The sequence below is a fragment of the Paenibacillus sp. AN1007 genome, assembly GCF_040702995.1.
Lineage (GTDB): Bacteria > Bacillota > Bacilli > Paenibacillales > Paenibacillaceae > Paenibacillus.
Genome location: NZ_CP159992.1, coordinates 3,804,428 through 3,825,545, shown reverse-complemented (window position 1 = coordinate 3,825,545; position 21,118 = coordinate 3,804,428). Strand labels below are relative to the sequence as shown.

Below are 21,118 nucleotides of genomic sequence, written 5' to 3'. Positions count from 1 at the left end.
CATGTATAAACGGCCAAGAGGCAAGTTCCTGAGTAGTATCTGGAACTTGCCTCTTTTTGATTATAAAAGTATGACTGCTTGTGTCTATAAAAACTTGCGATGATGTTTCTTGCCGTCGTACGTGAACCAGATCGGTTTATCCTCCACACGGGTCTCGACATGCACCGTACGTCCCCATAGGCGGTACAGATACGGAAGCGTGCGCTCCATATATTTCAGATCCAGCTCGATGCCTTCATACTGGTGCTTCAACACGAGTTCTCCGGTGCGCAGATAGTCTGCGTCCTGTACGACCAGATACGGAGAACCGCCGTTAATGCGGGAGAATACAAGCTGATCGCGGATGTTTTCCCAGGACTTATCGGTGATTTTCCAGTCCGGCCCTTTTTTCTCGAACACATAGAGGTCGAGGTCCTCGGTTAACTTTTTGGTCATGTAGTTGCGGATGAAGGAGGTATCCGAGTCGAACTCGCGGACCTCGAACATTTTGGCGCGGCCCTGTCCGGGCTGACGTCCCCATCGTTCCTGCTCTTCTCGTGTCGGATGATCCCAGCGGTGTTCGATGTCCTCGAAAATTTTTAGCCCCAGATAGTACGGATTCAGACTCTGTTTGGACGGCTGTACAACGGAAGAATTCAGCTTGGCAAACTCGATCGTATCCTCACTGCTCAGGTCCAATTCGCGTATAATACGCTGGTGCCAGTAGGAGGCCCAGCCTTCGTTCATGATCTTGGTTTCCATCTGCGGCCAGAAATAGAGCATCTCTTCCCGCATCATACTCATAATATCCCGCTGCCAGTCGGTGAGCACCTCGGAGAACTCCTGAATAAACCACATAATGTCTTTTTCCGGCTCGGGTGGGAAATGATGCACCTGCACGCTGTCCGCGGGTTTCTCCTCGGTCTGCAGATTGTCGAGAGACCAGAGATCGTCATATTGACCTTCCGGTTTGGGTGGTTTTTCGCCGCGCTGCTCACGGATTTTCATCTCCATATAACGCTGTTTATCCAGATGGCGGGGTTTGATCAGCTGCGGGTCTACATGCTCCTGAATGGCGATCACGGCATCAATAAACGATTCGACCGCCTCTGTGCCATACTCCATCTCATAGTTGCTGATCCGGTCCGCCGTAGCAGCCATGCTTTCCACCATGTTGCGGTTGGATTTGGAGAAGCGAGCGTTATTTTTGAAAAAATCGCAGTGGGCCAGCACGTGGGCGACGATTAATTTGTTTTGGATCAGAGAGTTGCCGTCCAGCAGGAAGGCGTAACAGGGATTGGAGTTGATGACGAGTTCATAAATTTTACTCAGACCGAAATCATACTGCATTTTCATCTTGTGAAAGGTTTTGCCGAAACTCCAGTGACTGAACCTTGTGGGCATGCCGTACGCACCAAAGGTGTAAATGATATCCGACGGGCAGATCTCGTAGCGCATCGGGTAATAGTCGAGGCCGAATCCATCGGCAATCTCCATAATTTCAGCAATGGCATATTCCAGTTCGCGGATTTCATCGGTCATCCCAGGCTGCCTCCTTCTCTTTTTTGAAAAAAGCTGCGCAGTGCTTTGTAGACTTCACCTTTTTCCTTGATGACGTAATACATAAACTGATCCATCTTAATGTGGCGATAGGCGGACATAAGCGTGCTGCTGCGGTTGTACTGGTTCACTTCACCGTACCCAAACATATTGCTGCGTTTCATTAATTCGCCGATCAGCTTCACGCAGCGCTCATTATCCGATGTCAGGTTATCCCCATCCGAGAAATGAAATGGGTAGATGTTGTAGCTGGAAGGCGGATAGCGGCGATCAATAATATCCAGTGCCTTCATATATACAGAGGAGCAGATCGTGCCGCCGCTCTCGCCGCGAGTGAAAAATTCCTCTTCCGTGACTTCTTTGGCTTCCGTATGATGGGCGAGGAACACAATTTCGACCTTCTCATACTGGCGGCGCAGGAAACGGGTCATCCAGAAAAAAAAGCTTCGCGCACAGTATTTTTCAAAAGAGCCCATCGATCCTGACGTATCCATCATGGCAATAATGACAGCATTGGACTGGGGAATAATCTTATCTTCCCACGTCTTGTAACGGAGATCATCCGGACTGATATGGTGTATGCCGGGATTACCCGTTGTTGCATTGCGGCGAAGGTTCTCCAAAATCGTACGTTTCTTGTCAATGTTGGACTGCATGCCTTTTTTGCGAATATCGTTGAAGACCACCGTATGTGTCTCGATCAGATCCTTATCTTTTTGTTTCAAGTCCGGTAATTCAAGCTCGGCAAACAAAATATCTTCCAATTCCTCGATGCTGATCTCGGCTTCTACAATATCGTGACCCGGCTGATCACCGGCTTTTTCACCCTTGCCCGGCTTCTGTGAAGCAGGATCGCGGCCAATAACATCACCTACCTGGCTGTCTCCGTCTCCTTGACCGACATGTTTTTGTTTCTGGTAGTTATACACAAAACGGTACTCATCCAGACTGCGGATCGGTACCTTAATGATTTGTTGTCCATCGGACATGATAATATTTTCTTCGGTAATCAGATCAGGCAGATTCTGCTTAATGACATCTTTCACCTTTTGCTGATGGCGCTGCTGGTCCTGGTACCCTTTGCGGTGAAGCGACCAATCTTCCCGGGATACGACGAACGAGTAAGGCTGGTGTGAATTTGACATGTAGGCACCCCCCATTGATTACGCGGCACAGTTTGGCCTGTCGGTAATTAAGTATATTCACGGGCGGGGACGATATGTGATGCGATCTCAACTAAAATGAATGAATTCCACTCGATTGGCCTAACCATAGGCTGAGAAGAGGCATATGCCGAAAATTTACAAAAATCATGATCTAATGTGAGTTCTTTCCTTTACAATAGAGAAAATGGACTGATTCTGAGCATCTCACCTGATGCGTGTAAAGGACGGATTACATGTGGATAAACGTGCAGTAAAAGCCTGGATTATGTATGACTGGGCCAATTCGGCTTATGCAACAACCGTACTGGCAGCAGTGCTGCCTGTATTCTATGCTTCTGTTGCTGCCGCAACAGTGGATAAGGACACCGCAGCCTCTTACCTTGCTTATACGCATTCGATTGGCATGTTATGTGTGGCGCTGTTAACTCCGCTGCTCGGCACACTGGCTGATTTGTCGGGACGAAAAGGGGACTTTCTACGTGTATTTGCGATCGTTGGAATTATGGCGACACTCGGATTCAGTGTCATTGGTGAAGGAGACTGGCTGCTTGCATCTATCCTGCTTGTGTTGTCCACGATTGGATTTGCTGGCGGAAATACGTTCTATGATGCAATGCTGCCCGATCTGGTTCCTGCGGAGCGGAGAGATATGGTGTCCTCCAAAGGTTATGCCTATGGTTATATCGGCGGAGGACTGCTGCTTGCAATCAATCTGTTGATGATTCAGCAGCCGGGCTGGTTTGGCATGCCGAGTACACTTGCAGGTACGAGACTGGCATTCATCTCCGTTTCGCTGTGGTGGCTGCTTTTTTCTCTCCCCATCTTCCGCCATGCCCCGAGACGGCCAGCATCGGCTGATCTGCCTGCATCCTGGACCGATTATGCTAAGGTTGGCTTACGCAGACTGCAGCAAACCTTCGGGCAGATCCGGCGTTTTCCGCAGCTGCTTCGCATGCTGATCGCGTTCTGGTTTTTTAATGACGGGATCAACACGATTATTTTGATGGCAACCATTTATGGGGCAAGCATTGGCATTGGCACCACTGATTTGATGCTGGCGCTGCTGCTGACCCAATTTATCGGTTTTCCTTGTACGCTGCTTCTGGGGGCATGGGCGCAGCGATGGGGAGCGAAGCAGGTACTATTGGTCAGTTTAAGCATCTATATCTGTATTGTTATTTTGGGTTACTTTATGACTCAAGCTGTTCATTTTTATCTGCTCGCCGGACTTGTGGGGGTTGTGCAGGGAATAAGCCAATCAACGTCGCGCTCGTTGTTCAGTAATCTGATGCCTGCAGGCAGAACGGGAGAGTATTTTGGATTTGTTAACATTACGGGTAAATTTGCTTCCATCTTTGGTCCATTTGTATTTGGTTACGTTGGGCAGATCACGGGCTCGACTCGCTGGGGCATTCTGTCATTGATCTTCTTTTTCGCGGCGGGCATTGCGATGCTGCTGACAGTGAAGGTGCAGCGTGGGATGCAGGATGCACAGTTAGCTGACCAGGAAGAACGGGAACGCATTCAAGGCAGAAGTATGAAGGGAAAAGGGGACGGAGTTCCTTTTACCGGGTGAGTAGTGTAGTGTATTGATCCGTATCGTTTTTGCCCCAGCTTCCAGACCTAGTTCACAGCAGAACAGAGGTCTGGGGCTTTTTTTGTCCTGCTCCATAATCAGGACAAGGGAACATAAAGAAATTATGAAAAGGTGAAAATAAAAGATTGACATGATACATTTTGTATCATAGAGTAAAGGTATGAATACATAGTGTATCTTAGAGTGTCGAAAATTCCTGTCAATTGTAAGGTAATGATCATTCGGTCGATCCCATCCCACAGCATATTCTTATAAATATACAGAGGAGAGGCTGCCATTGATAGATACGCAGGGAAATGGACTTGTCTTTTTACTATGCATCCCGCGCAGCGGAAGTTCGTTGTCCACCGTCATGCTGCAGAATCACAGCCGCATATTTGCCACCCAGGAGATGTGGTTTCTGATGAACCTTGTCGATTTATCCAAGGCAGACTCCCGGGTATATGGCGGCAGCTCCATCATCCGCCAATTTTATCAAGCGATGGTGTCCGAAGATGTTTTCGAAAAGGCATGCAGAAGCTTTGCTCTTGAAATATATAATGGATTCCTGGAAGGGAGCGGAGCAGACTTCATCGTTGATAAATCTCCGCGTTATTATTACATGCTGGAATGGCTGGATCGTTTGTTTCCACAGTCCAGGCGCATCCATCTTCAGCGTAACCCCCTTTCGACAGCCGCATCCTTTAAAAAAGTGAACCGCCATACCGGAGAAAGCTTTGATCTGCTCCAGAGTTTAAATAGTCCGAAGCTTGATATGAAGGCAGTCGATCTGACCCTTGGTTTAACTCGTTTAAATGATTACTTTGCCGAGCCTCATTCCTTTGCTTACGAATTGAAGTATGAGCACTTGGTCATGAGACCACGGGAAGAACTTGAAAAGTTATGTGCTTTTCTGGACATCTCGTATGAACAGGGAATGGAACAGTATGGGCAATTTGTTGATAGTACGAAAGCGGACATGTTTTACAGTATGGGTGTGGGGGACCCTTTCCTCTCATCACATCAGGAAGCTCATCAGAATTCTGTTAACAACTGGAAAGAAATACTTGATCGGCAGGAGGTTGAAATGTACTGCCGTGTGCTGGGAGCAAACCTGTTCCACCGGATGGGTTACAGTGAACAGCTGCGGGAAGCTGAACAATGGACAGGAGTTCGGGTGGAAGATAATCCCGATCAGGAAGTGTTACATCGGCTTGAGCAGCAGCTGTCGGTGGCGTCCGGATGTCGGTGGCAGCCAAATTACCAAATGAAGGCATGGAAGAACAATGGGCAGCATCCGTCTCCGATGCAGAACGGCAGTGAGCAGGATGAACCTGCCAAGCGTGATCCGGCACTGGAAGCCATGGTCACGATTAGACAGCTGCAGGCAGCTCTTCGAGCAGCGGATCAGAGGCTGGAACGCGGATATACGGAACGGGAACGTCTGAAGAAGCAGCTTGCTTCTGCCCATAGTAAACTGCAGCGAATCAAATCATGGATACCATTTGGTCGTCAAATCAGCGCATGGGCATCCCAGCGCAGAATGGTTCGGGGAGGAAAGTCATGAGTGCCATAGCCGGAATCGTACATATGGATGGTCAGCAGGCGCTATGGGAGGACAGCTGGCGGTTATACGCCAGTCTAGGACATATCCCGGCAGATACAACGGGAGTATGGAAAGGGGATGAAGCGTTTCTCAGCTGTCATGCCCAGTGGATTACGCCAGAGTCCGTAAACGAGAAATTACCTCTATATGATGAAGAAAGTCGAATGATTATTACGGCCGATGCAATTCTGGACAACCGGGAGCAGCTGGCCGACCAGCTCCAGATTTCAAGAGCAGAGCTGGCTGTGCTGGCGGACAGTCAAGTGATTTTACGTGCATATCAGCACTGGGGAGAAGACGTGGCGAGGCACTTACTCGGGGATTTTGTGTTCACAATCTGGGATGAACGCCGCCGCATGCTGTTTGCCGCGAGAGATATTACAGGTATGAGAGCATTTTATTATCGTCATGACGGTATGCGGTTTGCCTTCTGTACGCTGATGAAACCACTGCTTGAGCTTGGAGGTGTACAGAAATCACTCGACGAAACCTGGTTATCCGAATTTCTGGCCATTCCTGACATGCATGATTCGGCAGATATTCATTCTACGGTATATCGCGGCGTCCAGCAGCTTCCCTCTGCGCACACGTTGACGTTACGAGACGGGAAGATTGAACTGAAGCAGTATCATCACTGGGACGATGTTGAACCACTTCGCCTCAAATCGGATGATGACTATGTAGAAGCTTTTCGTGAAGTGTTCAGTCAAGCTGTCAGTTCGCGGCTGCGGACCCACAGACAGGTGGCGGCAGCTTTAAGCGGAGGACTGGATTCAGGGGCTGTTGCCGGTTTTGCTTCCGGTACGCTCCGGAGCCAGGGTAAACAGCTTCATGCATACAGTTATGTGCCAGTTCCGGATTTTACAGATTACACGTCGAAAACATTACTGGCTGACGAGCGGCCATTTATTCGATCTACCATTAATCATGTCGGTAACATCTCGGAAAACTATCTGGATTTCGAAGGACGCAGTCCACTTAGTGAAGTAGATACGTGGCTCAATATGATGGAGATGCCATATAAATATTTTGAAAATTCATTCTGGATCCGCGGCTTTTATGAAAAAGCGAGTGAGCAGGATGCTGGCATTTTGCTGACAGGCGCACGCGGTAATTTTACGATCTCCTGGGGACCTGCACTGGATTACTACGCCAGTTTGCTGAAGAGCGGTCGATATTTCCGCTGGTTTCGCGAGATGCAGCAGTACAGCGAGCGGACAGGGATGGCCTTCACACGCATCGCCAAAATTACAGGCCGTAAAGCTTTTCCTGATTTGTTCAAGTCACACCGCAACGGGGCGGCTCAGCCTGCAGGCGTGCAGTTGATTCATCCAGAGTTTGCCCGAAGAACAGGTGTGCTTGATCGACTTAAATCCATCCTTGTGCTGCAGAGCAGTGCACAAGCTGATGCGCTTAAAGTACGAGCTGACAAGTTCAACAATCTGGCTATTGCTAATAAAAATGGGGCTGTTGCCACCAAATGCTCCCTCCGTTACCGGGTGTGGGAGCGTGATCCGACCAGTGATCCAAGAGTAATCCGGTTTTGTCTTTCCGTGCCCATTGAGCAGTATGTACGGCAGGGGACAGACCGATCCCTGATTCGCCGGGCTGCTTCACCCGAACTGCCCGATAAAGTGAGACTAAACCAGCGTGTACGGGGAGTACAGCCTGCGGATTGGCTGCACCGCATCTTGCCCGACTGGGAGAGGTTTACCTCCGAGCTTCAAACGTTGTGTTCTGACAGCCGGGTTGCCGGCATATTAAACACGGATCGTATCCAATCGGCTCTGGCTCATTTTCCAAGCCCACGACCTGAATTAGCGTCCCATCCAGATTTGCGTTTAATGATGCACAGCCTGATTGTATACCGCTTTATGCAGCAATTTTGATCTCTATCTTATCCACTTGAAAGGAGGTGAATACGATGCAAAACGAAAAAAAGGAATGGCAAGCACCCGTACTTGAAGTGTTGGACGTAAATGAAACAATGGCAGGTACCGGCTACAGACAAATCGACTGGATTACGGTTCATGATGCCGACTTGTACGATCCAACAACGTCTTAATTCTAATTTCCCATAGGATCACCATACTTAAAGGGCGGAACTGCAGCCAGTCCAGCTTTTCCGCCTCCGCCCTAATATTGAGCACATGAATATCAGGGCTTTTTTTCATATCTATTAACGAAGGAGGATTTTTTATTGCTGCCTGTGCATTATGAAGCTTACGGTTTGGTCTGGTTAAGTCAGATTCCGATGCCTGAATTGCAGATTGCAGTGCCGAATACAGGGACGGATCAGCAGACAGTGGATGTGAATATCGATGCCTGCGATCTGACCGATTTATGGGAGAAATGGGATGTTGGCAGCGACAATTTTGTGGCACGGGATGGATGTCTTTTTTTCAAAATCGAAGATACGGGTTTGTTTTTAATGGAATACGGTCAAAGGATCGCTGTCTCTCCAGTGCCCGGGGCGGATGAGAAGAAGATTCGATTATTTATCCTGGGGACATGCATGTCCGTAATTATGATGCAGCGCGGTATACTTCCACTGCATGGAAGTGCAGTTGTTATTGATGAGTGGGCTTATGCATTTGTCGGTCATTCTGGAGCAGGAAAATCAACACTGTCAGCAGCGCTGGCATCACGCGGGTATCCGCTGCTCACAGATGATGTAGTGGCTTTAACATGGGATGCTGGAGGGAGGGCAATTGTATCGCCAGGATATCCTCAGCAGAAATTATGGCAGCCCAGTCTGGAAGGCTTCGGCATGAACCAGGAAAATTATGCTACAGTCCATGCTGAAGTTACCAAGTATGCCATACCGGTTCAGCACTACTTCCACGAGAGCGCTGTGCCGCTGGCGGGTATATATGAGCTTGTACCCCAGCCTGATCTTGAACCGGGACCTGTACAGCTGAGAGCGATCAGCGGTCTTGAACGTCTGCACGTGCTCTGCTCTCATACTTTTCGTGGTGGACTGGTGACACGTCAGGGGCTTGCTCAATGGCTGTTTGAAACGTCTTCAAGACTTTCAGCAAGTGTAGAAGTCAGCAGATTAAGCAGAACCGGGCCGGATTTTACGGCATTTGAAATGGTGGAGCGGATCATCAATCATATAAGCAAAGGAGTGCATACAAGCATATGACAGCAGTTACACCCATTTATGCCAATGACGTGGTAACCCGGAAGGAAGGCAATCTGGTTAGTGATATGGGCGGCGAAAAGGTGATGATGAGCATCAGTTCAGGCAAGTATTACAATCTGGGCAGCACAGGCGGACGAATCTGGGAACTGATTGCCGAAGAACATACGCTGGACGAATTGATCGAGACACTTGCCGCGGAATACGATATTCAGCCTGATCAATGCCGTGAGCAGGTTGTGCCTTTTTTGGAGCATCTTTCCCGTGAAGGTTTAATCGCCATTTCTCGCGGAGTGTAGCGAGATGTTTCATAAAGCGAGGTCATACTTTTCTCTCCCGGGTCCGATAAGGCGTTTGGTGTGGGAAGCTTATGTGCTGCTGGGTTGGGCACGAATCCAGAAGGCAAGACCTTTTGCCAAAATTGCTCCAGGGCTTGGAGCGCCTATGGTTGAAACACCTGTGACCGGGCTGGATCGCAGCCAAGTGCTCGAAATAAGGAATATCTCCAAAGCTGTATTGATCGCCAGTAAGTATACGTTATGGGAAAGTCAATGTCTCGTGATGGCTATAGCTGCAATGAAAATGCTGGAACGACGTAAAATTGCAAGTACATTGTACATGGGCACTGCACGGAATAAACAAGGACAACTGAAGGCACACGCCTGGCTGCGAAGCGGAAAACTGATCGTAACCGGTGCAGATACGATGGACCAGTATACGGTTGTCGGCGTGTTTGGCAAACGATGTCCTGAGAAGGGATCTGGAGAGATTGTCTATGACACATGAAACTGAACTTTATGGGACACGGTTTCCAAAGGAGCTCAAGCTGATCTTGAGCATGCTTAGAGGTGATCTGACAGATCTGACTTCGGAGGAGATCAAGAGCCGGCTGCATAATATAGATTGGCCGCTATTTCTAAAGCTTGCGTACCACCATCGGCTGTATTCGGTCATTTATGTCCAATTAAAAAAGCTGAACAGTCCGTTTGTTCCTGCAGCGGTGATGGAACGCCTGAAACAGCAGTACACGATCAACACCTTTCGTATGCTGCAGTTAACGGCAGAAATGGAGCAAGTATGTGGTGCATTCCGCGAACGAGGCATCCGTACGATAACACTTAAAGGACCTGCTCTGGCCCATGACCTATACGGGGAAGTATCGATGCGGACGTCCAAAGATCTGGATATTCTGATTCCCGTACAGGACGTCGAGGCAGCTGAACGTATACTTATCGATCTTGGTTACCAGTGTAAAGAAGGCGAGAGGGCACTTACGGTCCGCAGCTGGAAGTGGCGGGAGCACCATATTTGTTATATTCATCCGGACAAACGCACGCAGGTGGAGATCCATTGGCGGCTTAATCCCGATTCTGGCCGTGAAACGGATTTTGAGGTGTTGTGGAAACGAAGCCGGTTCAGCTCGTATACCCAGACACCTGTGCGTATGCTCGAAAGAGAAGATTTGTGGGTTTATCTGGTGACCCATGGAGCGAGGCATGGCTGGTTCAGGCTGCGGTGGCTGCTGGACATTGATCAGATGATTCGAACGATGCCGCTGGACATGAAAAAGATTGAGCGGCGTTTGAAAGCCGAGGGCCGTTTATCTATTGGTTCGCAAACACTGCACTTGACTTCAGATCTGCTGCACACACCGCTGGATGATGCTTTCACATCGATCCAGACTATGAATGAGCGCGCAGGCCGGCGATTAGCAAGAGAAGGTGCGCTGTTTATGAATGATATGCTGGACAGTCCGGATCAGTTGAAGCATTACCGCTCCTATTTATTTTCTCTCCGGAGTACGAGACAGAAATGGTTTTTCTTTGTTGAACGTTTATATCCAAGTACCTGGGACGTGCAGCAGTTCCCTCTTCCGCGTCGGCTGTTCTTTCTGTATTTTCCGTTACGCCCGTTTCTCTGGTTCTGGCGACGTTTGAAACGAAGCACGATGACAGAGAGGGGAAAAGTATGATCTCGGAATTAAACTATTTTATGCGAAAACTTCATCAAGTCTCTGGGCCAGTTCTATATTGGAATCTGCTGGGCATGGTCTGTATTGGGTTAATGGAAGGAATCGGCATCTATATGCTCGTTCCTATGCTGAGTCTGATTGGTGTTTTTGAAATGGGGTCCTCTGGTATACACATCCCTTGGTTAACCGAAGTACTCGGTCGATTTTCAGAAAGTAGTCAGTTGATATTTGTTCTGTTCTCCTTTGTACTCATCGTCTCCGGGCAGGCGTGGATGCAGCGCCTCCAGACGATCCGTAATACCCGTATTCAGCAGCAGTTCGTACGAACGCTGCGTATAGAAACCTACAGTGCTGTCCTTAAGGCACAATGGTCCTTTTTCCTCCAAAAACGAAAATCCGATTTTAACCATATATTAACGACAGAGTTGGCCCGTGTAAGTCAGGGAACAAGTCTGGTACTGCAGATGGCAGCTTCACTGATTTTTACTGCTGTTCAGATTGGTCTGGCTTTCTGGTTGTCCGCGAAGCTTACGACGCTTGTGTTTGTCTGTGGTCTGCTGCTGTTTGTTCTCCTGAGAAAATTCGTTAAACGTGCCAAACAGATTGGGGATCAGACTTCAGAATTCTCACAAAGCTATTATTATGGAATTACCGAGCATTTTAACGGAATCAAGGACATCAAGAGCAACATGCTGGAACGTTCACATATCCATTGGTTCGAGCGTATGTGCAGACAGATTGAGCAGAACGTGGTGCAGTTTAGCCAGCTTAACACGGGTACACAGCTCATCCACCGGGTATCCGCGGCGATGATTATCGCGGCGTTTATCTATCTATCGTTAAAGGTGATGTCGGTGCCCCCGGCCAGTCTGCTGCTAATAATATTGATTTTTTCACGATTATGGCCAAGGTTTACTGCTATTCAGTCCAATCTGGAGTACATCAGCTCGATGCTTCCGGCGTTTCGAATCGTGAGAGAGCTGCAGGTCCAGACAGAGGGGAGCCGCGAAATTAGCGAACAGACCGCTGCACAGCGAGAGGCAGGAGAGGTAAGCACATCTTCCGCTCCCGCGCAGCAGATCATTCCCATTGATCTGAACGATGAAATCATCTGTGAAGATGTGTTTTATCGTTACGAAGGGAGTGACAGTTATTCTTTGGCGAGTGTGCATGCTTCCATTCCCGCTAAAGGTATGACTGCCATCGTTGGTAAATCCGGTGCGGGCAAAAGCACATTAATTGATCTCATTATGGGCTTAGTAAAACCAGAAAGCGGCCGCATTCTGATTGATGGGGAACCCTTGACAGAGGAACGGTTATTGAACTGGCGGAGTTCGATTGGTTATGTGTCTCAGGACCCTTTTTTGTTTCATACAAGCATTCGTGAAAATTTACGTCTGGTTGATCCTGATGCAAGTGAAGAGCAGATGTGGCGGGCACTGCAATTTTCCTCCTCGGCCGCATTTGTTCGCAGGCTGCCTCAAGGTCTGGATACGGTTATTGGCGATCGCGGGATACGTCTGTCAGGAGGTGAACGTCAGCGTCTTGTGCTGGCCCGGACTATGCTCCGTAATCCTTCGGTGCTCGTCTTGGATGAGGCGACAAGTGCACTGGACAGCGAAAATGAACAGCACATTCACGAAGCACTTGAACGATTGAAAGGCCGCGTTACCATTATCGTCATTGCCCATCGATTGTCGACCATTCGGACTGCGGATCGTGTAATTGTTCTGGAAGAAGGACGTGTTATTCAAGAGGGCGGCTATCAGCAGCTTTCTACGGATTCGACAGGTACGTTCAGCAAGCTGCTTAATATGCAGGCTGGTGCGGCAGGGCAGTGAAGATCTAAAAAAGTAAAGAAGCAGGTTTTGCCGAATTTTTAAGTGAGATGCATCAAAAAGGCGTGCCCGCGAAGGGACGCCTTTTCTATCCTGCTGTGCAGCTGCTTGGAATTGGATTAATAGATCAGGGCTGAATTGGTTTGCAGAGGAAGATGTAATGCACCGATCTGCTGCAGATGCCCCACAATCTCCTGCACGGCTTCTTCAATAGTGCATAGTTCGGTATCAATGATGAATGAAGGGGATTCAGGGATGTCATAAGGAGCAGAGATGCCTGTAAAATGAGGGATTTCACCTTTTCGGGCTTTTTGGTAGAGTCCTTTGGGATCACGCCGCTCACACTCTTGAATGGAACAGCGAACGTAGATTTCAATGAAATCTTCCGGTTCGATCAGCTGCCGAACCATCTCCCGATCCTGGGCGTGGGGAGAAATAAACGCCGAGAGCACAAACAGTCCAGCGTCTACCATCAGCCTGCACACCTCTCCGATCCGCCGCAGATTTTCCTGCCGATCCGCTGCAGTGAAACCAAGATCCCGATTTAATCCATGCCGCACGTTATCGCCATCAAGCACATAACAGCGAACACCCTGCTCATGCAAAAATCGCTCCAGTGCAAACGCAATGGATGATTTACCTGCACCGGATAAACCTGTAAACCACAAGGTGCGGCTGCGATGCCCATTGTTTTCCTCCCGATCCTGCCTGGTTAGACTTGATGCCTGCCAGGTAATATTGTGCTCGTCCTTTGACATGTTATCCCGCCTCTTCTCGCCTACTGGAATGTATAATATTTTAACATATTTAGTAGATTATAGACTATGAGAATTTTCTGCAAAAAAAGCGTAAAGGGTCTGTTTATCGGGTATAGATGTTATACACAGAGACCAGGAGGCCATATCATGAGTGATCATATTCAAAATATACAAGTGGGGTTCCAATGCCCTGATTGCGGGCAGGAAATAAACATATATTTCATGCAGGAGCAGGTTAACACCGTTCGCTGCGGAGGATGCAATCGGGCCTATACACTCATGAAACCGACGATTGGAGATGAAATTTTGCTGGACTGGGAGCAGGAGGCATTATATCACAAGCTGCGTGCTGAACGCACTGAACAGGACAATCATAATATGTCGGCACTAATTATCAAAGTGATTGAACTTCTGACCTGGCGTGATCAGGGAGATGGTCAGACTCGTGCGATTCAAACGGTTAAAGAATGGCTGGCTGCCAGCGGTAAACCTCAGACCTTACTTGAGCTGTTTCACCAACCAACCTCGAATTCCCGAGCAAATAAACGGATATAACCTTTAAGATTACATAATATAGACGTTCCTGAGGCATATTACCTGAAGGTGTTTGTAGATGATTAAACAAACCGAAATATTCAGGAACAGGGGCGTATAACATGAGGCGAACGGTTCTATATCTGCTGCTCGGCTTGTTAACGATCAGCATGCTGGCATCACAGGCAGAAGCATCTCCTATTAATGGAGCGTACCATTTTGGTTTCAAAAAAAGTCAGAATGGTCAGCTGCCTTCGATTGATCAGGAAGGCTTTAAGTCCATTTTGGAACACAATCATGCCATCTTTTTGGGGGATACCAAACAAAAAGAACTGTATCTGACTTTTGATAACGGTTATGAGAACGGATTTACCCCTGCAATACTGGATGTGCTTCGAGCGAAGAAAGTGCCTGCTGCTTTCTTTGTTACAGGACATTATCTGAAGGACCAGCCTGAACTTGTCAAACGTATGGCGGCGGAAGGACATATTGTCGGAAACCATTCCTGGAGCCACCCGGACATGACTCGAATCTCCAATGCTCAGATCAAAGAGGAACTGGAGAAGGTAAAATCGGAGGTACAGCGTCTTACGGGACAGCAGGGTACTTTTTTGCGTCCGCCTCGCGGCATTTTTAACAACCGTACGCTTGCCGAGAGTTATGCGCAGGGATATATCAACGTGTTCTGGTCTGCAGCATACAAGGACTGGGATACCAATGTACAGCGAGGGTCACAATATGCTCATCAGCAAGTGCTGAAGCAGCTTCACCCCGGAGCAGTCATTTTGCTGCATTCGGTATCCAAAGACAACACCGAGGCACTTGGTTCTATTATCGATGATGCAAGGAAGCAGGGTTATGTGTTCAAAAGTTTGAATGACTTGAAAACCAAATGTTATTAAGTCACGAACGTATCGATGCTTAGAACGAATCTAGGAGACTTTAATGAAGATAAAGAAGGCATGCCAAGCGAATTCGCTGAGCATGCCCTTTTTTGTTTTTGTTAGCGAAGTGAGGTAAGAAACTGACAGAGTTTGAGGCTGCCTGCCCCCAGCATTCTTCGATCCTAGTGAAGGGTGTTATATATAATTCCTGTTGTTTTTGGACCACAATGACTGCAGATCACGCAGCCTGCTGTAGTCAATTCTACGCGTGCTCCGGTCTGCTCCTGAAGTGTTTTTTTCAGGTTGAGTGCATCTTCCTCCGCCATCGTGTGAACGACAATCATTAGATCCCGATCAATCTGATCTTTATTGCTGAGCGTATTCTGAAGCATTTGTTCCAGCGCTTTCTCCCGTTTACCGCGTACTTTGTAGGCGGGAGACATCTTACCATCCGTGACTCGAATCACGGGACGGATCTTAAGCAGGCTTCCAATCAGGTTCTGCATACCCGAGCAGCGTCCGCCTTTGTACAGGTATTCCAGTGTATCAATAACAAACTCTGTACGCACCGTAGGTTTCATGGCTTCAATCAGCTGGGTAATCTGAGCCAGGCTTTGTCCTTGCTCTGCAGCATGAACGGCCTTCATGACCATTAGAGCAATTCCTGAGGAAAGATTCTGTGAATCTACTACGGAGATGCGTCCTTCTGGAAATTCGGAACTCGCAAGCAGTGCATTCTGGTACGTTGAAGAAAGTTCAGAGGATAAGGAGATGTAGAAAATATCATCGCCTTGTTCTATGTAAGGTTGAAATGCGGTTATGAAATCAGCAGGTGAAGGTGCAGCTGTTTTTGGAAGAGAACCATTACGGCTCACACGGTCATACAGCTGCTCTGGTTTGATCTCTTCTCCATCTTTCAGCGATTCTTGGCCAAACACCACATACAAAGGGATGATGCCAATATCATACTGCTGGATCCACTCAGGAGCCAGATCACTGGTGCTGTCCGCAAAAATTTTGATTCGTGACATGTCGTTCTCCTTTAGAATACATATATTTGGTCAGTCAATAAGTAAAGTGCGGCTGAACCGGATACAGGCCGTCTGAGTTTAATTATAATGAACCTGAGGATTCATGCAAAGTATTACGCCATGTATATCCCTCCAAGTACGAGTCCCGCGAACAGCAATATAAGCAGTCCATTCATAATGGTACCTATGATCGCAAAAACCTTTCTGCGGTTTTTTTGCACCAATCCGATGATACCAAGGACGAGCCCGGCCAGATTCAGGATCAGGCATACAAGGAAAGCTAACGAAGAGAGAATGACTGCCGGATGCAGAGCAAGTTCTTCACGACTGATGGATGAGTCCAAAATTCCAAAAGAACTGTACAGGGCAAGGTAGAGCAGTACAAAGATCATAATGTGCCCGATCAGTCCGACCAACCCAACAATGAAACTGGATATACCGGGGCCTGAGTGTTTCAGATGTTCTGCAGGAGGCTCGGCGAAATCGGGTGAATATGTGTCACTTCTTCCCGTATTATAGGGGTCTGAGCTGCTGGCATGCGATGATGAGTCATTCATGCCTGAGTTCTGAGAATGTTGATGGTCCATGATGCAGGACTCCTCCTTTTAATGATCAGTGTAATCTATTACCCCGCTTAGCGGACTGTGATTCCGGGATTATTCGGCATACCATGCTCCTTTTACTTTAGCTCACGAATTCGCTACAATAAATGGAGTTAGAAACGAGTTAAGGGAGAGAATGAATATGCAGCGAAAATGGATGATGATTGGGGCCATATTAACCATGCTGTCTGTAGCCATTGGTGCATTTGGTGCACATATGCTTAAGGACAAAATTGGTGCAGGTGCTATAGCTACATACGAAACAGGCGTGCAGTATCACATGATACATGCACTCGCTCTGCTGATTGTTGGATTAACGGCCGGGCAGCTGGGATCATCAACAAAGCTGAAATGGGCGGCACGTCTGCTGTTCACGGGTATAATTATTTTTTCAGGCAGCCTCTACATACTCAGTATATCGGGTATCAAAATATTGGGAGCAATTACACCGATCGGTGGTGTCGCTTTTATCGCCGGCTGGCTGCTGTTTGCAATGGATGTATGGCAGCGAGGCAAGAAGAGTCTGTAACTTCTTCTATTGCAAAGACAGCAGCATAATAAAAGCAACCTGTGTCGAATGTTCTGCATTCCAGCTCAGGTTGCTTTTTTGGTTTGAATAAAATTTGAGCTCAGCTGTACTGCGCTTGTAATGAGGTCTACAGCAAAAACTCATCAATCTCGTTCGTTCGGAACGTATACACTTGTTTTTCATCCACATGGTAGATAGTTACCACATTATTGTCCCGGTCAAAATTAAGAATTCGGCAAGGTATGCTCTGATGTTTGCCATTTTTGTTGTTTACAACAATTCGCGTGAGGCGATTTTCTTTAATTAAAGATTCAATCCAGGCATCGAACGAATTAGCGTCAGCAACATGTGAAGTGTCGACAGAAGTTTCTTTTTTGGCAGCGCTGGTCGTTAATTCTTGATGTAATCCGGAAGAAACAGATTCGGCTTTCTTGTCTGGCTTGCTAGAGGTTAATTGCTGACTAAGTAATGGTGATGACTCCAGCTTCGGCTGATCGGAGTCAGGGGAGTTTGTTTCGGCCTGAAGCATAGCTTCAATCATTTTGCCAAGTTCTATTCCGGAATGAATCCGAAAGTCCGCAATTTGTTCTTGTTTATTAATGAACTCCATCAGGGACTGCAGTGCCAATGCATTTGAACGGCTTTTAATAAGTATATCGACATTGAATAAATAGCCGATTTCATCTTGATTGGATAAGGTTTGTTTCATTCATCCCAGCCCCGTAAAATAATGTGTGAGCAAAAAAGACACTCTAGTATACTATAGCATTAATATGCTTGAAATCATAGTACCGAAGACTTAGAAAACATCGAATATAAAGGTTATATTATCTTATTTTGAATACACTTTTTCTTCATGCATGGCAGGTGTCCACACGAGGAATCACCGAGAGGCATACAAATATCGTGATCTGTTGAAGAGGAGGTGGACCGGGAAACTATGGTGACGATGGAGCCTATTGTAGTAGGAGAGCATGTACTCGTAGGGGTAGAAGTCAAGCTTCCCAAAACGACGCTGCTGACGATTAATACATCCAAAGGGTATATCATGTGCGGCGCACTCGATGTCGGTTTATTGAATGAGAAACTGGGTGATCGCAAGATTGTGGCAGCGCGGGCTGTCGGTGTGCGCACACTTGAACAGCTGCTTCACGCGCCGATGGAATCAGTGACAACCGAGGCAGAAGCTATGGGTATTACAGCAGGAATGACAGGTGTAGAAGCACTGTTGAAAATGATTTGAAGCAAGTTTTGGATTCCTATTTGTCAAAATAGAAATAGAACAGAAAAAAAGGGACCAAGTCGGATATCCTTCTTGTCCCTTCTTCTTACAGACCCACAGCAATTGCTTCTAGGTGCACTTGTCTTATATATTTCCTATCTTAACTAAATCCTCGAAAGCTGCTTATACAAAACTCTTCAAAGCTTTATACGTTCACCGTCTTTTTATTGCGCAAACAGAGCGGCCAGGTTTTCCTGGAAAGGTGCACGAACGATGCCTTTTTCGGTAATTATGGCTGTAACGTACTCGTTAGGAGTTACGTCAAAAGCGGGATTAAATACCTTTACCCCCTGCGGTGCAGTACGTTTGCCGAACCCTTCAGTAACTTCCTCAGCAGCACGCTCCTCAATTGGAATCAGATCGCCGGATGACGTAGACAAGTCAATGGTTGATAATGGGCTGGCCACATAAAACGGGATGTTGTGCGCCTTAGCAAGAACGGCCAGACTGTACGTGCCGATTTTATTGGCAACATCGCCATTCGCCGCAACCCGGTCTGTACCTACGATGACAGCTTGAACCCAGCCTTTGGACATGACCATCCCTGCCATATTGTCGCACAGCAGCGTAACGTCAATTCCTGCCTGCTGCAGCTCAAACGCTGTCAGACGAGCTCCCTGCAGAACAGGGCGTGTCTCGTCAGCAAATACTTTGAGATGAATGCCGCGTTCCTGAGCCAAATACATTGGCGCCGTTGCCGTACCGTATTTGGCTGTTGCCAGGCCGCCTGCGTTGCAGTGGGTTAGTACTCCCATGCCGTTTTCAAACAAAGGAAGGGCATGTTCACCGATCATGCGGCACACTTCCTCGTCTTCCTTCTGAATGAGCAGCGCTTCCGCTTCAAGAGCATCCGTACTTTCTTCCAAACTTAAACCGACCTCGGCAGCCTGATTAGCTTTTTGCATCATGCGGTCGAGTGCCCAAAATAGGTTCACCGCGGTTGGACGGGATGTGGCCAGATGTGCGCAGACCGATTTAACGTGCTCGAGCCAGCCTTGGATGGCAGTGCCATCGTAAGCTTTGGCACCTAACACAACGCCGAATGCGGCCGCAATACCGATGGCAGGTGCCCCGCGAACTTTCATAGAGTGGATGGATTCCCACACCTCCTCAGGGGTGTATAGTTTCAGCATCAGAATGGTTTCGGGCAGCAGACGCTGATCGAGCATTTCAAGCTTGTCCTTTTTCCAGTTCAGAGAAGACAGAGGCTGATGTTCAGGGGTTGTCATGGATGTTCCTCCGTTCATTTTGTTTAGGCTTTTACGGCAGCGAAGGCGGACGATATCAGATCGAGCACCTCACCGATTGTGTTTACCTGGCGATTATTCTTAATCAGAGTTTTGCCAACAGCCAATGCCCTGCGCTGCGCGCGTTCACGCTCAGAAGCATCCGCAATCGTATCGATGTCAGCCACATGGGCGAGTCCCACAATACGTCGAACCATTTTGGCTCCAGCAAAACCAACCGTGTCCCTGAACAGCTGCTGTACATACAGATGCTGATATCCGGGGGTTTTGGCCATCGGATCAACAAGATCGGATACCCACAGAGCACGGAAACGAGTTTCGAATTCGGTCCAGACATCCTGCACCATCTGCAGCAGCTCTGCTTCGCGATCCTGGCGAGATGACATATTCTGAATACGACCTGACAGTGAAACATAATGAAGCAGCAGGTTCGCTAGAACCGCGCCAATGTCAAAACCCATCGGTCCATAGAAAGCAAACTCGGGGTCAATCACTTTGGTCGACTCTGGTGTCACAAAAATACTGCCGGTATGCAGGTCACCATGAAGCAGTGCCTGTCCTTGGGTCAGGAACTTTGCTCGCAGCAAAGCAATTTCCAGATGCAGCTCTTCGTCGGTGCGAAGTGCTTCGGCTTCATCCTCGATCGCTGCGTCATAATTGTTATTGTGGGCAATCCGATACGGTTCATCAAAGATCAGGTCTTCTGTTATTTTGCATTGGTCGGGGTTAACGAAACGTCCCTGCTGTTCTTTCTTTTGCTGTTGATTCATGCCGAGGTCTGATGTGAAGAAGAGGGTTCTTGCCATAAACTCCCCGATATGCTGGGCAAAAAGAGGGTAGGAGGCTCCGTCGATCAGACCTTTTCGCATGATAACGTGGTCACTCAAATCCTCCATAACGGTTAACGCAAGATCATCGTCGTAATGATAAACTTGGGGCACCATTCCTGGACATAAGCGGTATTCTTCCTGCAAAATCTCACGTTCAATCCGGGCACGTACGAGTGAAAGCGGCCAAGATTCGCCCACCACCTTCGCATAAGGAAGGGCTTGTTTGATAATGATACTTTTATCGGAGTTCGGATCCGTGATGTGGAAAACGAGATTCAGGTTGCCGTCCCCAATCTCACGACATTCCAGATTCGTATCTGCCGCAAATGGACCCGGTAAGGTTTTGGCTAATTCGATCGCTTCTTGGGGGTTTAAAGGATGATATTGAGTCAAAAGGTGCCACCTCCATATATATGAAGAAACAGGAAAACCCACTTCTTTGCTTGGTTTATGACAGTATATCGGATACAGCGCGGTTTTTGAACTTTTTTTTGAGACAAGTCACGCCTGCTGTGATTCGAAGATCAGACGGAAGGGTAAAAACGAATAGGGCGGACGGTTAAGAAAACCGAGCCGCAG

General features: G+C 47.9%; 21 protein-coding genes. 13 read left to right on the top strand and 8 right to left on the bottom strand.

Going from position 1 to position 21,118, the window contains the following annotated elements; all coding sequences use genetic code 11:
* Positions 1-84 precede the first annotated feature (84 nt).
* Entirely contained in the window at positions 85-1,521 is a 1,437-nt protein-coding gene (locus tag ABXS70_RS16950) for a SpoVR family protein (protein ID WP_366289366.1), read from the bottom strand.
* On the bottom strand, positions 1,518-2,684 hold the full coding sequence (yhbH, locus tag ABXS70_RS16945) for a sporulation protein YhbH (protein WP_342555132.1): 1,167 nt from the start codon (positions 2,682-2,684) through the stop codon (positions 1,518-1,520). The genes ABXS70_RS16950 and yhbH overlap by 4 nt, the downstream gene beginning before the upstream one ends.
* Before the next feature lie 256 nt (positions 2,685-2,940).
* On the opposite strand from yhbH, the gene ABXS70_RS16940 reads away from it, so the two are divergent.
* The 9 genes from ABXS70_RS16940 to ABXS70_RS16900 all read left to right on the top strand — a co-directional run bounded on the left by ABXS70_RS16940 (position 2,941) and on the right by ABXS70_RS16900 (position 12,845).
* A complete protein-coding gene (locus ABXS70_RS16940) occupies positions 2,941-4,281 on the top strand; it encodes an MFS transporter (RefSeq protein WP_366289362.1) in 1,341 nt (446 codons plus the stop codon).
* Positions 4,282-4,579: 298 nt separating this feature from the next.
* Positions 4,580-5,848, top strand: coding sequence for a sulfotransferase (locus tag ABXS70_RS16935; RefSeq protein WP_366289359.1), 1,269 nt, complete (start codon positions 4,580-4,582; stop codon positions 5,846-5,848).
* Positions 5,845-7,776: an asparagine synthase-related protein gene (locus ABXS70_RS16930; RefSeq protein ID WP_342555135.1), complete on the top strand. Its 1,932-nt coding sequence runs from the start codon at positions 5,845-5,847 to the stop codon at positions 7,774-7,776. Before ABXS70_RS16935 ends, ABXS70_RS16930 begins: the two co-directional genes overlap by 4 nt.
* A gap of 35 nt (positions 7,777-7,811) precedes the next feature.
* Positions 7,812-7,952 carry a paeninodin family lasso peptide gene (locus tag ABXS70_RS16925; RefSeq protein ID WP_342555136.1) on the top strand — a complete coding sequence of 47 codons (141 nt, stop codon included), beginning with the start codon at positions 7,812-7,814 and terminating at the stop codon, positions 7,950-7,952.
* A 135-nt stretch (positions 7,953-8,087) separates the two neighbouring features.
* Entirely contained in the window at positions 8,088-9,035 is a 948-nt protein-coding gene (locus ABXS70_RS16920; RefSeq protein ID WP_366289354.1) for an aldolase, read from the top strand.
* Positions 9,032-9,331 carry a lasso peptide biosynthesis PqqD family chaperone gene (locus ABXS70_RS16915; protein WP_342555138.1) on the top strand — a complete coding sequence of 100 codons (300 nt, stop codon included), beginning with the start codon at positions 9,032-9,034 and terminating at the stop codon, positions 9,329-9,331. The genes ABXS70_RS16920 and ABXS70_RS16915 overlap by 4 nt, the downstream gene beginning before the upstream one ends.
* Before the next feature lie 4 nt (positions 9,332-9,335).
* Complete coding sequence (locus tag ABXS70_RS16910) at positions 9,336-9,818, top strand: lasso peptide biosynthesis B2 protein (protein ID WP_342555139.1); 483 nt, start codon at positions 9,336-9,338, stop codon at positions 9,816-9,818.
* Between the two features lie 52 nt (positions 9,819-9,870).
* Complete coding sequence (locus ABXS70_RS16905; protein ID WP_366296674.1) at positions 9,871-11,004, top strand: nucleotidyltransferase family protein; 1,134 nt, start codon at positions 9,871-9,873, stop codon at positions 11,002-11,004.
* Positions 11,001-12,845, top strand: a complete 1,845-nt coding sequence (locus ABXS70_RS16900; protein WP_366289350.1) for an ABC transporter ATP-binding protein — start codon at positions 11,001-11,003, stop codon at positions 12,843-12,845. The genes ABXS70_RS16905 and ABXS70_RS16900 overlap by 4 nt, the downstream gene beginning before the upstream one ends.
* 116 nt (positions 12,846-12,961) lie before the next feature.
* Here ABXS70_RS16900 and cysC read toward each other — a convergent pair whose 3' ends face one another.
* Positions 12,962-13,600, bottom strand: a complete 639-nt coding sequence (cysC, locus tag ABXS70_RS16895; RefSeq protein ID WP_366289347.1) for an adenylyl-sulfate kinase — start codon at positions 13,598-13,600, stop codon at positions 12,962-12,964.
* A 147-nt stretch (positions 13,601-13,747) separates the two neighbouring features.
* On the opposite strand from cysC, the gene ABXS70_RS16890 reads away from it, so the two are divergent.
* A complete protein-coding gene (locus ABXS70_RS16890) occupies positions 13,748-14,155 on the top strand; it encodes a hypothetical protein (protein ID WP_342555142.1) in 408 nt (135 codons plus the stop codon).
* Positions 14,156-14,256: 101 nt separating this feature from the next.
* Positions 14,257-15,036 (top strand): delta-lactam-biosynthetic de-N-acetylase, encoded by a 780-nt coding sequence (gene pdaA, locus ABXS70_RS16885; RefSeq protein ID WP_342555143.1) that lies wholly within the window; start codon positions 14,257-14,259, stop codon positions 15,034-15,036.
* 164 nt (positions 15,037-15,200) lie between these two features.
* On the opposite strand, the gene ABXS70_RS16880 is transcribed toward pdaA, so the two are convergent.
* On the bottom strand, positions 15,201-16,049 hold the full coding sequence (locus tag ABXS70_RS16880) for a DegV family protein (protein WP_342555144.1): 849 nt from the start codon (positions 16,047-16,049) through the stop codon (positions 15,201-15,203).
* A gap of 113 nt (positions 16,050-16,162) precedes the next feature.
* On the bottom strand, positions 16,163-16,636 hold the full coding sequence (locus ABXS70_RS16875) for a hypothetical protein (RefSeq protein ID WP_366289343.1): 474 nt from the start codon (positions 16,634-16,636) through the stop codon (positions 16,163-16,165).
* A 157-nt stretch (positions 16,637-16,793) separates the two neighbouring features.
* Between ABXS70_RS16875 and ABXS70_RS16870 the strand changes: the two genes are divergently transcribed.
* Positions 16,794-17,180, top strand: a complete 387-nt coding sequence (locus ABXS70_RS16870; RefSeq protein ID WP_342555146.1) for a DUF423 domain-containing protein — start codon at positions 16,794-16,796, stop codon at positions 17,178-17,180.
* A gap of 127 nt (positions 17,181-17,307) precedes the next feature.
* Here ABXS70_RS16870 and ABXS70_RS16865 read toward each other — a convergent pair whose 3' ends face one another.
* A complete protein-coding gene (locus ABXS70_RS16865) occupies positions 17,308-17,889 on the bottom strand; it encodes a hypothetical protein (RefSeq protein ID WP_366289340.1) in 582 nt (193 codons plus the stop codon).
* A 231-nt stretch (positions 17,890-18,120) separates the two neighbouring features.
* Between ABXS70_RS16865 and ABXS70_RS16860 the strand changes: the two genes are divergently transcribed.
* The gene (locus ABXS70_RS16860; protein WP_342555148.1) at positions 18,121-18,423 is read left to right on the top strand and encodes a DUF1805 domain-containing protein; all 303 of its coding nucleotides are present in this window, start codon (positions 18,121-18,123) and stop codon (positions 18,421-18,423) included.
* A 203-nt stretch (positions 18,424-18,626) separates the two neighbouring features.
* Here the strand turns inward: ABXS70_RS16860 and mtnA are convergent, their stop codons facing one another.
* Positions 18,627-19,709: an S-methyl-5-thioribose-1-phosphate isomerase gene (gene mtnA, locus ABXS70_RS16855; RefSeq protein WP_342555149.1), complete on the bottom strand. Its 1,083-nt coding sequence runs from the start codon at positions 19,707-19,709 to the stop codon at positions 18,627-18,629.
* 5 nt (positions 19,710-19,714) lie between these two features.
* Positions 19,715-20,932, bottom strand: a complete 1,218-nt coding sequence (gene mtnK / locus ABXS70_RS16850; RefSeq protein ID WP_342555150.1) for an S-methyl-5-thioribose kinase — start codon at positions 20,930-20,932, stop codon at positions 19,715-19,717.
* Between the last annotated feature and the right edge of the window lie 186 nt (positions 20,933-21,118).

What these genes read in the sequence shown, in the direction of transcription:
- ABXS70_RS16950 (WP_366289366.1), bottom strand. Translation starts at nt 1,521, where the DNA reads ATGACCGATGAAATCCGCGAACTGGAATATGCCATTGCTGAAATTATG.
- yhbH (WP_342555132.1), bottom strand. Translation starts at nt 2,684, where the DNA reads ATGTCAAATTCACACCAGCCTTACTCGTTCGTCGTATCCCGGGAAGAT.
- ABXS70_RS16930 (WP_342555135.1), top strand. Translation starts at nt 5,845, where the DNA reads ATGAGTGCCATAGCCGGAATCGTACATATGGATGGTCAGCAGGCGCTA.
- ABXS70_RS16925 (WP_342555136.1), top strand. Translation starts at nt 7,812, where the DNA reads ATGCAAAACGAAAAAAAGGAATGGCAAGCACCCGTACTTGAAGTGTTG.
- ABXS70_RS16915 (WP_342555138.1), top strand. Translation starts at nt 9,032, where the DNA reads ATGACAGCAGTTACACCCATTTATGCCAATGACGTGGTAACCCGGAAG.
- ABXS70_RS16910 (WP_342555139.1), top strand. Translation starts at nt 9,336, where the DNA reads ATGTTTCATAAAGCGAGGTCATACTTTTCTCTCCCGGGTCCGATAAGG.
- ABXS70_RS16905 (WP_366296674.1), top strand. Translation starts at nt 9,871, where the DNA reads ATGCTTAGAGGTGATCTGACAGATCTGACTTCGGAGGAGATCAAGAGC.
- ABXS70_RS16900 (WP_366289350.1), top strand. Translation starts at nt 11,001, where the DNA reads ATGATCTCGGAATTAAACTATTTTATGCGAAAACTTCATCAAGTCTCT.
- cysC (WP_366289347.1), bottom strand. Translation starts at nt 13,600, where the DNA reads ATGTCAAAGGACGAGCACAATATTACCTGGCAGGCATCAAGTCTAACC.
- ABXS70_RS16890 (WP_342555142.1), top strand. Translation starts at nt 13,748, where the DNA reads ATGAGTGATCATATTCAAAATATACAAGTGGGGTTCCAATGCCCTGAT.
- pdaA (WP_342555143.1), top strand. Translation starts at nt 14,257, where the DNA reads ATGAGGCGAACGGTTCTATATCTGCTGCTCGGCTTGTTAACGATCAGC.
- ABXS70_RS16880 (WP_342555144.1), bottom strand. Translation starts at nt 16,049, where the DNA reads ATGTCACGAATCAAAATTTTTGCGGACAGCACCAGTGATCTGGCTCCT.
- ABXS70_RS16875 (WP_366289343.1), bottom strand. Translation starts at nt 16,636, where the DNA reads ATGGACCATCAACATTCTCAGAACTCAGGCATGAATGACTCATCATCG.
- ABXS70_RS16870 (WP_342555146.1), top strand. Translation starts at nt 16,794, where the DNA reads ATGCAGCGAAAATGGATGATGATTGGGGCCATATTAACCATGCTGTCT.
- ABXS70_RS16865 (WP_366289340.1), bottom strand. Translation starts at nt 17,889, where the DNA reads ATGAAACAAACCTTATCCAATCAAGATGAAATCGGCTATTTATTCAAT.
- ABXS70_RS16860 (WP_342555148.1), top strand. Translation starts at nt 18,121, where the DNA reads ATGGTGACGATGGAGCCTATTGTAGTAGGAGAGCATGTACTCGTAGGG.
- mtnA (WP_342555149.1), bottom strand. Translation starts at nt 19,709, where the DNA reads ATGAACGGAGGAACATCCATGACAACCCCTGAACATCAGCCTCTGTCT.